A 14,013-nucleotide genomic window follows, 5' to 3' on the forward strand; every position below is an offset into this window, starting at 1 on the left:
CCGTCAGTCGCGGGGGCGGGGCTTGCGCTGGCCTGCGGGGCGTTCGCCGCGGGCGCCGTCCGGGCGTGGACGGCGGGCGGGCGTGCCCTCGGGACGCGGGCGGCGTGCCGGGGTGCCCTCGGGCCGTTCCGCGCGTTCGGGGCGGGGGCGGCGCGGACGCTCGTCCTCCTCGGGCTCCTCGCGGGGCTTGCGGACGGGCTTGGCGCGTTCCTTGATCTCCGCCTTGGCCTCGCGGACCTCGTCCTTGCTCGGCCGGTTCGGGTTCTTCTGCAGGAAGATCCGCAGGATGCCCAGCCCGACGGTGACGGCGGTGGTGATGGCCATGACCGGGAAGCTGTCGATCAGCGGCTTGCCGAGACCCAGCGCCATGGCGGACAGGCCGCCCTTGTTGACACCGCCGGTGAGCAGCACGAGCAACGGCACCGTCGCGGCGAGGACCAGCGGCGGCTGCACCATCGGCCCGAACAGGCTGCGGCGCTGCACCAGCAGGATCGCGGCCAGCGCGCCGGCGAAGAACGCGACGTTGAACGTCCAGCCGACGGTCTTGCTTGAGTTGATGTCGATGAACGCGCCGATGAACGCCGGGACCAGGGCCGCCAGAATGGCCGCCCACCACGGGATTCCCTTGAACTCACCGAACATGGCCCGGTAGTTCCAAGGGATCACGTCGTAGTCTTCGACGTCGTCATCGAAAGCGGCTGAACGCTCGCGCAACGCACTCACGACGCACACGGTAGCCGTTCGGCCAATCGGTGTTCGTCAGTCCGCTGCTTTCTCACTCAGAAGCAACCTGCGGGCACACTGCGTGCGTTTTAGGCGGACTGTTCGTCCGCCCTTCGGACCAGTGGGAGGGGCGTGGGGGTGGCGGAGGCGTCCGTCAGCGGTTCCACGCTCGCCCGGAACCCCTCCAGCGCGTCGAGCTCCCGGCGTCGTGCCGAGAGGAACCGCTGGAGGTGGGTCGTGGAGAGGTTCACGGCCTCGATGGCGGTGTCCGCGGCCCGGTTCGCGCGGCCCGCCTGCAGCCGGACCTGCTCGACGTCGTCGGCCAGCGCTCGTTCCGTGACGGCGAACATCGCGCTCGACGCGATCACGGCGAACCCCGTCGGGCCGCACAGGAAGACGCGGCGGTCGAGCAGCCAGCGCAGCAGTTCGGGATCGGTGTCGAGCGCCGCGACGACCGCGCCGTCGTTGGGGACGAACATGATCGTGCCGTAGATGGCGTCGGCCCAGCGCTGGTAGCCCTTGCCGGCCAGTTCGGCGGCACGGGAGCGGATGTTGCGGACGTGCACCCGCAGCGCGTCCTGGCGTTCCTGCGGGTCGTCGGTCTCGACCGCCTCGGCCCAGGTGGCCATGGACATCTTGGAGTCGACGGGGACCGCGCGGCCGCCGCCGACGTTCAGCACCATGTCGGGCCGCACGGCACCGCCGCCCGCCACGTCCGTCTGGAGCGTGTAGTGGAGGTTTTCCCTCAGGCCGAGTGCGCGCGCCGTCTCGACGAGCACCTGTTCACCCAGTTCGCCACGGCCGCTGACGCTGGAGAACGCGACTTCGTAGCGTTGCAGGGCCTGCTGCTGTGCGTCGTAGCGCGCGCGTTCGGAGCCGATGGCCTGCAGGGCTTCGTCGGTGCGCCGGACGCTGTCCTGGTACAGGCGGTAGACGAACACCAGCGCCCCGGCACAGACGAGGGCCAGGACGAGCGAGGCGGTGATGATCACTGCGGTCACGGCACCGATGATGCTCCCCCAGAGATGTTGAACTCGATCGGGTGACACGCCGGGAACCCTCCCGGAGATTTGTCAGACCTCGTCTCTACGGTTGGGGCCATGCGGATCCTGCACACCTCCGACTGGCACGTGGGGCGCACCTTCCACGGCCGCGACCTGCTCGTGGAGCAGGAGTCGGTGCTGAGCGGCCTCGCTGACCTGGTGTCCTCCGAGAAGGTCGACGTCGTGGTCATCTCGGGAGACCTGTACGACCGCGCGGTCCCGTCCGCCGACGCGGTGGCGTTGTGCGCGCGGGTGCTGATGCGGATTCGCGCTGCCGGGGCGCGGATCGTGATCACGCCGGGCAACCACGACTCGGCGGCGCGGATCGGGGTGTTCGGCGAGTTCGCGGCGGCGGGCGGGCTGTACCTGCGCACGCAGATCTCGTTGCTGGACAAGCCGGTCGAGCTGGAGGACGAGCACGGGCCCGTCGCGGTGTACGGGATCCCGTTCCTGGAACCGGAGCCCGCGCGGCACGTGCTCGGCGTGCCGGAGAAGGGGCACGCGCCCGTTCTCGGCGAGGCGATGCGGCGGATTCGCGCCGACCTGGCATCGCGCGGGGCGCGGTCCGTGGTGCTGGCGCACGCCTTCGTGACGGGCGGGGCGCCGTCGGAGTCCGAGCGCACCATCGCGGTGGGGGGCGTGCAGGACGTGTCGATGCAGGTGTTCGCGGGCGTCGACTACGTGGCCCTCGGCCATCTGCACGGGCCGCAGACGCTGGCGGAGAACCTGCGGTACTCGGGAAGTCCGCTGGCGTACTCCTTCTCCGAGGCGCGGCACCGCAAGTCGGTGTGGCTGGTCGAGCTGGACGAGGGCGGGCTCGTCGGGGTGGAGCGGCGTGATCTGCCGGTGCCGCGGCAGCTCGCCGTCGTTTCGGGCACTCTGTCCGGGGTGCTGGAGGATCCTGCGCACCAGCCGCTGGAAGACCACTTCCTGTCGGTCGTGCTGACGGACCAGGTGCGGCCGATGGACGCGTTGCGGCAGTTGCAGAAGCGGTTCGAGCACGCGGTGCACGTGGAGTGGCGGCCGGAGCAGGGCCCGCAGCACGACATGACCTACGCGGAACGGCTGCGCGGCCGCACCGACGAGGAAGTGGCCTGCTGCTTCGTGTCGGACGCGCGCGGCTCCGAGCCCTCCGAGGCGGAGACGGCGTTGTTGCGCGAGGCGTTCGCGTCGGTGGCGAGGGAGCAGGAGCAATGAGACTGCACCGCCTGGAGCTCACGGCGTTCGGGCCCTACCCGAAGCCCGAGGTCGTCGACTTCGACGAACTGGGGGCGGACGGGCTGTTCCTGCTGCACGGGGACACGGGCGCGGGGAAGACGACGTTGCTCGACGCGGTGGCGTTCGCGTTGTTCGGCCGGGTGCCGGGCGCGCGGGGTGACGTGAAGAAGCTGCGCTGCGAGTACGCCGATCCCGGGGTGCCGACGGAGGTGTCGCTGGAGCTCACGGTGCAGTCGCGGCGGTTCCGGATCGTGCGCTCGCCGGAGTTCGACCGCCCGAAGAAGCGCGGCGGCGGCTTCACCACGCAGCCCGCGAAGTGCTCGCTGACGTGGCTCGAGGGCTGGGACGGCGAGGGCATCACCCGCATCGACGACGTGGCGCGCGCGGTCGAGGACATGCTGGGCATGTCGTACGAGCAGTTCTTCCAGGTCGTGCTGCTGCCGCAGGGCGAGTTCGCGAAGTTCCTGCGGTCGGACACGGCCGAACGCGAGGTGCTGCTGGAGAAGCTCTTCGGCACCGAGCGGTTCCTCGACGTGGAGAAGTGGTTCCGCGACAAGCGGGTCGTGGCCGGTCGCGTGCTGGAGGAGCGCCGTCAGGGCGCCTCCGAACTGGTGCACCGCGTGGCGGAGGCGGCCGGCGAGGAGCCGTCGTTCGAACCGGGCTGGCTCGAGTCCGTGCTGGAGCGGTTGTCGTCCGCCGTGGCCGTCGCCGGGTCGTTGTCGGAGGAGACGGCGGGGGTGGCCGACGGCGCGGACGCGTTGCTGGCGCAGGCCCGCGTGCACGCCGAGCAGATCCGCCGGGTGCGCGAGGCCCGTGAGCTGCTGGCCCGCGTGGAGGCCGCGGACTCCGCGTCGTGGTTCGCCGAACGTGATGCCGCCCGTCGTGCGGTGACGGTCGTGCCGGCGTTCGGTGAGATCGGGAAGCTGCGGCAGTCCTACGAGTTCGCCGTCCGCGACGAGGCCAAGGCGGCGGAGTCGTTGGCGCGCCTGGGACACACCGGTTCGCCGGTGGACGCCGCCGACCCGTCGGAGCGTGCCGGCTCGTCGTTGCGCGAGGCCGCCGAACGTTTCCGCGAGGAGGCGGGCGGCCTGGGCGAGCTGGCCGCCGAGGCCGAGCGCCAGCAGTCCGACGTGCGCCGCCTCTCGGTGCTGAAGAACTCCTCGTACCAGGTGGAACGCCGCCTGCTGGCGTTGAACGCCGAACTGGAGGTGCTCCCGGAACGCCTGGCCCAGTGCCGCCTGCAGCTGGACGCGGCCGCGGAAGCCTCGGCGCGCCTGGAGTCGCTGAAAACCCGCGCCGACGCCGCCCTGGCGCTGCCGGAGGCCGCGGAAGCGTTGGAGCGCACCAAGAAGGCGCTGCACGAGGCCATCGACGTCCACCAGAAGGCGAAGGACGTCCTCCAGCAGGTCCGCCACCAGCGCCTGGAGAACATGGCGATAGAGCTCGCCGCCGCTTTGAAGCGCGGCAAGCCCTGTGCCGTCTGCGGTTCGCCCTCGCACCCCGCGCCCGCCCAGCCGATGCTCGGCGGAGTGGGCGCGACCGACGAGGAGGACGCGGCCGCCGAGGAACAGACGTCCCTGGACCGCCGCAACGAGGCCGAGCGCGCCGCCCACTCCGCCGAGCTGCGCATCCAGGCCTGCTGGGAGGCGCTCGGGTCCGACGAGCCCGCCTTCGCCGTCTCCGAGTACCGCGCGGCACTGGAGCTGGCGCGCACCCGTTCGCAACGGCAGAACGAGTTCGTCGGCCTCGAGGCCAAGACCAGGGACCTGGGCGCGGAGAAGGCCAAGGTGGAGCAGGACCTGGTGGGCCTGCGCACCGAGCACGCGTCGCTGGAGGGTGTGGTCGAGGAGCGCGGCGCCCGGCTGGACAAGGCCCGCGGTGAGCACGACGACGTCCTGACCCGCCGCGACCACCTGCTGAGGCTCGCGAAGGCGTTGGTGGAACTGGCCGATCGCCGTTCCGCCAGGGAGGCGGCGGCAGCGCGCGTGGAGGAACAGCAGGCGCTGGTCGCGGCCCTCGCCACCGAGGCCGGTTTCGCCGACGTCGACTCCGCGCTGGAGGCAGCTCGCCCCGCGATCAAGCTGCAGGCGCTGGACGAGCGGATCGCGGCCTGGGAACGGGCGCGGGCGTCCGCGTCGGCCACGCTGGAGGAGCTGGCCGGGGTCGATCCGGACGATGGCGTGGACCTGGGCGAGGTGACGGCGGCGGCCTCGTCCGCTCGTGCCGCTGCCTCGTCGGCTGCCACCGGGCTGGCCCGCGCCCAGGCGGCGTTCGACCGGGTCGGTCAGCTGGCCGCCCGGCTGCGGGCCGAGTGGAAGTCGCTGGAGCCGCTGGAGGCCACCTACGCCGAGCTGGACGCGCTGACAGACGTGATCAACGGGCGCGGGCAGAACTCGAAGAAGATGACGCTGCGGTCGTACGTGCTGGCGGCCCGGCTGGAGGAGGTCGCGGTCGCCGCCTCCGCCCGGCTGCACCGGATGAGCCAGGGGCGCTACAGCTTCGTGCACTCCGACTCGGCCGGGGCGCGCGGCACCCGTGGCGGGTTGAACCTCGACGTGCTGGACGACTACTCGGGGCGGGCCCGGCCGGCCAAGACGTTGTCCGGCGGCGAGTCGTTCCTCGCCTCGCTGTCGCTCGCCCTCGGGCTGGCCGACGTGGTCGCCAACGAGACCGGCGGGGCGCTGCTGGACACCCTGTTCGTCGACGAGGGGTTCGGGACGCTGGACTCCGACACGCTCGACATCGTCATGAACACGCTGGACGAGCTGCGGGCCGGCGGGCGGGTCGTGGGGCTGGTGTCGCACGTCGAGGAGCTGCGGCAGCGGATCCCGACCCGGCTGCGGGTCCGCAAGGCCCGGACGGGGTCGACGCTGGAGATGTCGCTGGGGTGAGCCGGCTCCGACCTCGGTCCGTGCCGTCCCACGTGGAGGTCACCGCGCGCGACACTGCGGATCACGGGGACGAGCGGCGGCTGCGCTGGCGCATCGCGTTCTGGTCCGCGCCCTCCAGCGAACCGGGAGCACCCGACGTGGTGTCCTCCGAGCCGGCCGTCGAGCCGTGGGCCCAGGCGGAGCACCGGGTCGGATGCCACGTCTGCCGGGACGGCGGCGTCGCGGACCGGCTGGAGATCGAGGGGCGCCTGGCGTCCGGTGAGGCCCCGGCCGCCTGCTCGTGCCCGCGGTGCGGGACCGAACTGGTGACCGGGAACGCGCCGGAGATCACCTTCGACGGTCAGTTCTCATGGGCCAGCAGCCAGCGCTTGACGTCGAGGCCCCAGCGGAAGCCGCCCATGGTGCCGCCGATCCGGATCACCCGGTGGCAGGGCACGAAGAGCGCCGCGGAGTTGCGGGCGCAGGCCGAGGCCGCCGCCCGGATCGCCGACGGGCGGCCGGAGAGTTCGGCGTACTCGGAGTAGGTGACCGGCTCGCCCGCCTTGACGGTGCGCAGGACGTCCCACGCGTGCTGCAGGAACGGGCCCGACTTCTGGCGGACGGGGATCGGGTCGATCGCGGTCAGGTCGCCCTCGTGATAGGCGATGGTCGCCTTGGTGACGTCGCCGAGGTCCGGGCGCGAGACGATCTCGGACGGCATCAGCGAGATGTGGATCTGGGGCGTCAGCAGGGCCAGGTCGGCGGTCCAGCCGCTGGCGAGCACTGCTCCGTCCGGCGCGACGATCGCGGTGAACGGCCCCGCCGGGGTGTCCACGGTGGACGTGTGCGCGACGGTCATGATGTTGCTGCCTTCCTCGTCAGGTGTGCTCCCGCGTAGGAGCGCCACGGCCGCCATTGCGGGCCGTGGGAAGCCAGGTGTCGGGCGGTTTTCGGGAGCACCAGCACGTCCGGTGCGCCCAGCACCCGCATGGCCACCTCGTCGGCCACCGCGGGGCCGGCCAAGGGGGTCAGTTCTTCGGTCAGGTCCTCGATCGAGCGGCCCACGTCCACGACGAGTCTGCCGTTCGCCAGGGCCTCGGTGACGGGGTGGTCCCCCGCGGAGTAGAGGTGGGTCAGGGCGCCGTCCGGGATCTGCAGCGGGACGCCCGCGAACGGGGCCACGAGCCGCAGCAGGGTCTCGGCGCCGTCGACGCTGCCCGCCACGCGGATGCCGGGCACCTCGCGGACCAGCGGGCCGATCAGCGGGTCCGCGCCGAGGAACGAGTCGACCGACGTCGGGTCGGCGTCGAGGTCGAGCAGGCGGCGGACGCGGGCCACGGCCGCGCCCAGGTCCCGCACGTCGGCGAGGCGCAGCGAGCACAGGACGTGGTCGGCCGGGAACGTCAGCCGGACCGTCGCCTCGCCGTGGGGGAGCGACAGCGTGCGGGCGTAGGAGTCGGCGGTGACCTCCTCGACGCCGGGCAGCGCGTGCGCCCGGAAGTGGGTGAGCAGGCCCGTGGCGTCGAACGGCGGGCGGTACGGCAGGCGCAGGACGATGCGGCCCGGAGTGCCCACCGGTGCCTTGCCGCGGCCGCGCATGTCGGACGGCGTCGAGGCGAACACCATGCGGATCGTGTCGTTGAACTGCCGCACCGACGCGAAGCCCGCGGCGAACGCGATGTCGGCGAACGGCAGTTCGGTCGTCTCGATCAGCAGCCGGGCGGCGTGGGCGCGGTGGGCGCGGGCGAGGGCCAGCGGGCCTGCGCCCAGTTCGGCGGTCAGCACGCGGGTGAGGTGGCGTTCCGAGTAGCCGAGCCTGGACGCGAGGCCCGTCACGCCGTCGCGTTCCACGATCCCGTCGCTGATCAGCCGCATCGCCCGGCCGGCCAGGTCCGCGCGGAGGTTCCACTCGGGGGAGCCCGGCACGGCGTCGGGCAGGCACCGGCGGCAGGCGCGGAAACCCGCGGACTGGGCGGCCGCGGCCGTCAGGAAGAACTGGCTGTTGCGACGCTTCGGGGTCACCGCGGGGCACGACGGCCGGCAGTAGATGCCGGTCGTGCGGACCGCGTGGATGAAGCACCCGTCGAAACGGGCGTCACGTGCGGAGCACACCCGGTACGCGTGTTCTTCGTCAATGACCATGTCGTCGATCCTGCCAGCGAGAACGCGCAATGGCTCGCGGGAATCGGACACGACCGTCGCCTGCCGTAGACTCGTCGCTCGTGAGTTTGACCCTCGGTATCGTCGGCCTGCCCAACGTCGGCAAGTCCACCCTGTTCAATGCGCTGACGCGCAACGACGTGCTCGCCGCGAACTACCCGTTCGCGACCATCGAGCCGAACGTGGGCGTCGTGCCGCTGCCGGACGCGCGCCTCACCAAGCTCGCCGAGATATTCGGTTCCGAGCGCGAGGTGCCCGCCGTGGTGTCGTTCGTCGACATCGCCGGCATCGTCAAGGGCGCGTCGGAAGGCGAGGGCCTCGGCAACAAGTTCCTCGCGAACATCCGCGAAGCGAACGCGATCTGCCAGGTCATCCGCGTCTTCGACGACCCGGACGTCGTGCACGTCGACGGCCGCGTCGACCCGTCGAGCGACATCGAGACGATCAACACCGAGCTGATCCTCGCCGACCTGCAGACCCTCGAGAAGGCCATCCCGCGCATCGAGAAGGAGGCGCGGATGCAGAAGGACCGCCGCGCGCCCCTCGAGAACGCCAAGAAGGCCAAGGACATCCTCGACTCGGGCCGGACGCTGTTCTCGGCGCAGTCCGAAGTGGACGGTGAACTGCTCCGCGAGCTCTCGCTGCTCACCACCAAGCCGTTCCTCTACGTCTTCAACGCCGACGAGGGCATCCTCAGCGACGAGGCGCGCGTGAAGGAACTGCGCGAGCTCGTCGCCCCGGCCGACGCCGTGTTCCTCGACGCCAAGGTCGAGTCGGAGCTGATCGAGCTCGAGGAGTCGGAAGCCCTGGAGCTGCTGGAGTCGATCGGTCAGACCGAGCCGGGCCTGCACGCCCTGGCCCGCGCCGGCTTCCACACCCTCGGCCTGCAGACGTACCTCACCGCGGGCCCGAAGGAGTCGCGCGCCTGGACGATCCCGCAGGGCGCCACCGCCCCGCAGGCCGCAGGCGTGATCCACACCGACTTCGAGCGCGGCTTCATCAAGGCCGAGGTCGTGTCGTTCGACGACCTGGTGGCCTCTGGCTCGAAGGCCGACGCGAAGGCGGCGGGCAAGGTCCGCATGGAGGGCAAGGACTACGTGATGGCCGACGGCGACGTGGTGGAGTTCCGCTTCAACGTCTGACGGTGGCGGGCGCCGGGTCGTGTCGATCCCGGCGCCTGGTCGCGTGACGCATCGACGTGATGATTGCGTCATTCCATCTGCGACGAGACACTCGCCTACCAGCGGATGATGACCTACATCCAGGCACTGCACGACTTTCCGGACTTCCGTTACGAGAAGGAACTCCTCACCGCCGGCGTGCTGACACCGGTCGGCCGGACTCGTGCCCGCTTCTGCACCGTCGGGCCTGCTTTTCCGGACGCGGCGCTGGAAACCGCCCGGACTCCGGTGACACTGGTCGATCCGTACGAGCGGTGAGGGCCGCGGGCTTCTGTCGGGCGCACGTCCCAGCCCGCGCACCTAGACTTCCAACGTGTGAGAGTTGAGTACCGGGTACTGGGGCCCCTCGAGGTACTGCTCGACGGTGAGCCGGTGGTCGTCCCCGCGGGACGCGGACGGGTGTTGCTAGCCACGTTGTTGTTGCGCGCCAACCGTTTCACCTCCGTGGACGAGTTGGTCGAACGGGTGTGGGAGGGTGAGCCGCCCGACCTCGACCGGGCGCACAAGACGCTGCAGACGGTGGTGATGAGGCTGCGGCAGGCGCTGGGTGACGCGAACTGCGTGCGGCACGAGCGCGGTGGGTACCTGGCCGAGATCGAGCCCGAGCAGCTCGACCTGTCGCGCTTCCGGGCGCTGGTCGCGCGGCAGGAGTACGGAGCCGCCCTGGCGTTGTGGCGGGGGCCGGTGCTCGGGAACGTCGTGTCGGAGTCGCTGCACCGCGACGAGGTGCCGCCGCTGGTCGAGGAGCAGCTCGCGGCGCTGGAGCAGCGGATCGAGGGTGACCTCACGGCCGGGCGGTCGGTCGATCTGGTGCCCGAGCTGCAGGAGCTCACGCGGCGGCATCCGTTGCGCGACCGGTTCTGGGGTCATCTCATGCTGGCGCTGTACCGGTCCGGCCGGCAGGCCGGGGCGCTGGCGGCGTACCGGCAGGTCAGCGAGATGCTCGCGGACGAGTTGGGGATCGATCCGGCCCCCGCGCTGCGCGAACTGCACGAGCAGATCCTGCGCGGGGAGGTCGCGCCGCCCAAGGAGAAGCTCGTCACGCCGCGGCAGTTGCCGCCGGACCTCGCCACGTTCGCCGGGCGTGAGACCGACGTGGCCCGGCTCGCCGCGAGTGAGGCGCCGGTGCTGGTCATCTCGGGCACCGGCGGGGTGGGCAAGACCGCTCTCGCCGTGCACTGGGCGCACCGGATCGCCGGGCGGTTCGAGGACGGACAGCTTTTCGTGAACCTGCGCGGGCAGGACCAGGCGCGGGCGATGTCGTCGCAGGAAGCCCTCAAGCTCGTCCTCAAGGGACTGCGGGTCGACTCCGTCCCGGTCGGACTGGACGAGCAGGTGGCGCTCTACCGCTCGCTGGTCGCGGACCGGAAGTTGTTGCTGGTGCTCGACAACGCCGCGAACGCGGAGCAGGTGCGGCCGCTGCTGCCCGCGTCCCCCGCGGCGCTGACGATCATCACCAGCCGCGGTGACCTGCGCGGACTGACCCTGAACGACGCGGACCTCGTGCGGCTGCCGACGCTGGGTGACGACGGTGGCCTGCGGCTGCTCGCGCGGGTGCTCGGTGCGGACCGGGTGCGTGCGGAGGCGGACGCCGCGGCCGCGCTGGTGCGGCTGTGCGGCGGGTTGCCGCTCGCGTTGCGCATCGCGGCCGCGGACCTGCGCGCGCAGGACGACATGACGATCGCGAGCAGGGTCACGCGGCTGGAGGCCGACCGGCTCGGAGAACTGGCGGTGGCGGGTGATCCCGCGGCCGCGGTCGGCGTCGTCTTCGACGAGAGCTATGCCGCGCTGCCCGAGGACACGAGGCTGGTGCTGCGGCGGCTCGGGGTGCTGCCCGGTGTGGACTTCACCGCGAACGACGCCGCCGTGATCTCGGGGCTGCCCAACGTCCGCCGCCACCTCAACCAGCTCGTGGCCGTCCATCTCGTGGAGCAGCAGGGCGACCGCTTCGCCCTGCACGACCTGCTTCGCGTGTACGCGCGAGAACGGTGCGCGAAGGAAGAGATCGACGAGGCACTCGAGCGGCTGTACGACTTCTACCGCCGCATGACCGACGACGCTGCCGTGCTGCTCTTCCCGGACCAGCGGCGCTTCCCGCTCTCCATCACCACCACCCAGCTACCCGGCGTCGTGCTGAGGACGACGGAAGAGGCGTTCGCGTGGATGAACGCCGAGTACGAGAACCTGTTCTCGGCAGTCGTGATCGCGGTCGAGCGGGGTGAGCACTGGCCCGCCAACGAGATCGGCGCCGTGCTCAGCTCCTACTGCTACGAGACCCGCGACGACGCGAGCTGGTCGGCGCTGTGCGAGATCAGAGACCGGTCCGCGCGCGAGTCCGGCGAGGACGTGTTGATCGCCCACTCGGACCTCTCCTACGCGATCTACCGCTTCTCCCAGGCCGACCTCGCGCGGGTGAAGGAACTCACGGAGGAGGCGTTCGAGCTGAGTCTGCGCACGGACGACCAGCCCGCCCTGGCGACGGCGCACAAGCTCCTGGGCGCACTGGCTCGCGCGGTGGGGGACACGGAGAAGTTCCTGCGCCACCAGCGACTGGCGTTCGAGATCCACGAACAGCGAGGTGAGTCCGACGGTCAGGCCGTGTCGCTGCTCAACATCGCCGCGGGCCTGTTCGACCTGCCCGATCTTCTCGGCGCGGAGCAGGCGCTGCTCAGGGCGCTGGAACTGGCGGCGAACTCGCCTGCGGTGCTGGGGCACGCCCACGCCTCGCTGAACGGCGTCTACCACCAGCTGGGCAGGATGCCCGAGGTGATCGCGAACCACGACGCGTTCTTGGCGCTGCAGGCGAAGCTCGGAAACCCCCGGCCGATCACGATCGGCACCAGCGCCGTCGTCAACGTGAGGCGGGCGCTCCTGCAGTTCGACGACGCTTTCGACCTCATGATCGACGTGCTGGACGAGGTGCGGAAGAGGTCCAGTTTCGAGGAGGAGTTCGACGCCTGGAACGCGCTGGCCGACCTGTTCGACGACTGCGGCGCGCACGAGGACGCATTGGCCGTGGGGCATGTGCAGCTAAAGATGATGGACGGCGAGAAGCCGGTCAAGATGCAGATGGACGCCCATCTGGCGCTCGTGCAGTCGTACCGCCTGCTCGGCGACCACGAGCGAGCGGCGCACCACCTGGGCGAAACGCGCGCGCTCTACGACAAAGGAAATGCCCTGCTCTCGGGAAGAATTGTCAGGGAACAGGCGTTCCTGCACCTCGCGGCGGGTGAGATGAAGGACGCGCTGCGGTGTGCGGAGGAGGCCGTCGCCACGCACCAGCGCTACCACCAGCGCCATCAAGAGGGGCAGTCGCTCGAAGCACTCGCCGTGATCCGCCGCGCCGCGGGTGACGAGGAAGGTGCGGTGGAGGCGGAAGCCTTGGCCGCCAAGGCTTACCGGGACTGCGGGGTGCCGGAGTGATCGCCGAGTACCGCGTGCTGGGCCCGCTGGAAGTGCTGCTCGACGGCACGCCCGTCGCCGTTCCCGCCGGACGGAGCCGAGTGCTGCTGGCCACGTTGTTGTTGCGCGCCAACGAGTTCGTCCCGGTCGACGAACTGGTCGAACGCGTCTGGGACGGTGAGCCGCCCGCACCGGACCGCGCGCACAAGACTCTGCAGACCGTGGTGATGCGGTTGCGGCAGTCGCTCGGCGCGGCCAACTGCGTCCGCACGTCGTCACGCGGCTACTCGGCCGAGGTCGAACCCGGACAGCTCGACCTCGCCCGGTTCCGCGCGCTCACCGCGCGGGGGGAGCACCGCGCGGCGCTGGAGTTGTGGCGTGGCCCGGTGCTCGGCAACGTGGCGTCGGACTCGCTGCACCACGAGGACGTGCCGTCGCTGCTGGAGGAGCAGATCGTCGCGCTGGAGCGCCGGATCGACGAGGACCTCGACCGCGCCACCGACGTGCTGGTGCCGGAGCTGCGGTCGCTGGTGCGGCGGCACCCGTTGCGCGAGACGTTCTGGGCCCAGCTGGTGCTCGCGCTGCACCGCGCGGGTCAGCAGGCCGAGGCGCTCGCGACCTACCAGGAGGTCCGCGCGCGGCTGGCGGACGAGCTCGGGGTGGATCCCGGCCTGCGGCTGCGCGAGGCGCACGAGCAGGTGCTCAGCGGCGAGGTGCCCGCCCAGGCCGTCGTGCCGCGGCAGCTCCCCGCCGCGCCCGCGTACTTCGTCGGGCGCGAGGACGAGCTCGCCCGGATGACCGAGATGGCCGAGGCACGGCCGGGAGTGCCCGTGCTGATCTCCGCGATCAACGGCATCGGCGGCGTCGGCAAGACGACGCTCGCGCTGCGGTGGGCACACCAGGTCGCCGGTCGCTACCCGGACGGCCAGCTCCACGTCGACCTGCGCGGCTTCGACCCGCGCGCCGAGCCGCTCGACCCGTTCGGTGTGGCCCGCGACTTCCTGGCGGCGCTCGGCGTCGCACCGGCGACGCTGGGCACCCTGACCGACGAAGCGGCGGTAGCCGAGTACAGGTCGACGCTGGCGCGGCGCCGGGTGCTGGTGGTGCTGGACAACGCCAGGAACGCCGAGCAGGTGCGCCCGCTGCTGCCCGGCGGCACCGGCAACCTGGTGCTGGTCACCAGCCGCAACCACCTGAGCGGGCTCGTCGCGCGGGAAGGGGCCCGGCCCGTCGCGCTGGACGTCCTGGCCGAGCGGGCCGCGACCGACCTGCTGGTCGAACGGATCGGCGCGGATCGGGCCGCGGCCGAGCCGGACGCCGTCTCGCGGCTGGTCGAACGGTGTGCGGGCCTGCCACTGGCGTTGGGTGTCGTGGCCGCCCGCGCGGCCTACGGCGACTCGCTCGCGGTGCTCGCGG

General features: G+C 71.6%; 10 protein-coding genes and 1 pseudogene. 6 read left to right on the forward strand and 5 right to left on the reverse strand.

The features are described 5' to 3' along the window. Window positions 1-3: 3 nt before the first annotated feature. Both IEY88_RS29820 and IEY88_RS29825 read right to left on the reverse strand, forming a co-directional pair. Window positions 4-723, reverse strand: coding sequence for a DUF6542 domain-containing protein (locus IEY88_RS29820; RefSeq protein WP_229693890.1), 720 nt, complete (start codon window positions 721-723; stop codon window positions 4-6). 89 nt (window positions 724-812) lie between these two features. After that, window positions 813-1,724, reverse strand: coding sequence for a DNA recombination protein RmuC (locus IEY88_RS29825; RefSeq protein WP_189158207.1), 912 nt, complete (start codon window positions 1,722-1,724; stop codon window positions 813-815). Window positions 1,725-1,823: 99 nt separating this feature from the next. On the opposite strand from IEY88_RS29825, the gene IEY88_RS29830 reads away from it, so the two are divergent. Both IEY88_RS29830 and IEY88_RS29835 read left to right on the forward strand, forming a co-directional pair. Further along, complete coding sequence (locus tag IEY88_RS29830) at window positions 1,824-2,963, forward strand: exonuclease SbcCD subunit D (protein WP_189158208.1); 1,140 nt, start codon at window positions 1,824-1,826, stop codon at window positions 2,961-2,963. Further along, a complete protein-coding gene (locus tag IEY88_RS29835) occupies window positions 2,960-5,875 on the forward strand; it encodes an AAA family ATPase (RefSeq protein WP_189158209.1) in 2,916 nt (971 codons plus the stop codon). The genes IEY88_RS29830 and IEY88_RS29835 overlap by 4 nt, the downstream gene beginning before the upstream one ends. A 61-nt stretch (window positions 5,876-5,936) precedes the next feature. Here IEY88_RS29835 and IEY88_RS29840 read toward each other — a convergent pair whose 3' ends face one another. From IEY88_RS29840 to IEY88_RS29850, 3 genes are read right to left on the reverse strand one after another with little or no spacing between them, the layout of a single operon-like run. After that, the gene (locus tag IEY88_RS29840; RefSeq protein WP_189158210.1) at window positions 5,937-6,206 is read right to left on the reverse strand and encodes a hypothetical protein; all 270 of its coding nucleotides are present in this window, start codon (window positions 6,204-6,206) and stop codon (window positions 5,937-5,939) included. 9 nt (window positions 6,207-6,215) lie between these two features. After that, on the reverse strand, window positions 6,216-6,713 hold the full coding sequence (locus tag IEY88_RS29845; protein WP_189158211.1) for a methylated-DNA--[protein]-cysteine S-methyltransferase: 498 nt from the start codon (window positions 6,711-6,713) through the stop codon (window positions 6,216-6,218). After that, the gene (locus IEY88_RS29850; protein ID WP_189158212.1) at window positions 6,710-7,996 is read right to left on the reverse strand and encodes a bifunctional transcriptional activator/DNA repair enzyme AdaA; all 1,287 of its coding nucleotides are present in this window, start codon (window positions 7,994-7,996) and stop codon (window positions 6,710-6,712) included. The genes IEY88_RS29845 and IEY88_RS29850 overlap by 4 nt, the downstream gene beginning before the upstream one ends. 80 nt (window positions 7,997-8,076) lie before the next feature. On the opposite strand from IEY88_RS29850, the gene ychF reads away from it, so the two are divergent. The 4 genes and pseudogenes from ychF to IEY88_RS45595 all read left to right on the forward strand — a co-directional run. After that, entirely contained in the window at window positions 8,077-9,156 is a 1,080-nt protein-coding gene (gene ychF, locus IEY88_RS29855; protein ID WP_189158213.1) for a redox-regulated ATPase YchF, read from the forward strand. 63 nt (window positions 9,157-9,219) lie between these two features. Then, complete coding sequence (locus tag IEY88_RS29860) at window positions 9,220-9,453, forward strand: hypothetical protein (protein ID WP_189158214.1); 234 nt, start codon at window positions 9,220-9,222, stop codon at window positions 9,451-9,453. Window positions 9,454-9,510: 57 nt separating this feature from the next. Further along, window positions 9,511-12,618: an AfsR/SARP family transcriptional regulator gene (locus IEY88_RS29865; RefSeq protein ID WP_189158215.1), complete on the forward strand. Its 3,108-nt coding sequence runs from the start codon at window positions 9,511-9,513 to the stop codon at window positions 12,616-12,618. Between the two features lie 80 nt (window positions 12,619-12,698). After that, window positions 12,699-13,865: pseudogene (locus tag IEY88_RS45595) on the forward strand (AfsR/SARP family transcriptional regulator); the annotation flags it as partial. Window positions 13,866-14,013 lie beyond the last annotated feature (148 nt).

The organism is Lentzea pudingi, from assembly GCF_014646255.1.
GTDB lineage: Bacteria > Actinomycetota > Actinomycetes > Mycobacteriales > Pseudonocardiaceae > Lentzea > Lentzea pudingi.

Coding starts and splice junctions, on each gene's coding strand:
- IEY88_RS29830 (WP_189158208.1), top strand. CDS start 1,824: ATGCGGATCCTGCACACCTCCGACTGGCACGTGGGGCGCACCTTCCAC.
- IEY88_RS29845 (WP_189158211.1), bottom strand. CDS start 6,713: ATGACCGTCGCGCACACGTCCACCGTGGACACCCCGGCGGGGCCGTTC.
- IEY88_RS29835 (WP_189158209.1), top strand. CDS start 2,960: ATGAGACTGCACCGCCTGGAGCTCACGGCGTTCGGGCCCTACCCGAAG.
- IEY88_RS29850 (WP_189158212.1), bottom strand. CDS start 7,996: ATGGTCATTGACGAAGAACACGCGTACCGGGTGTGCTCCGCACGTGAC.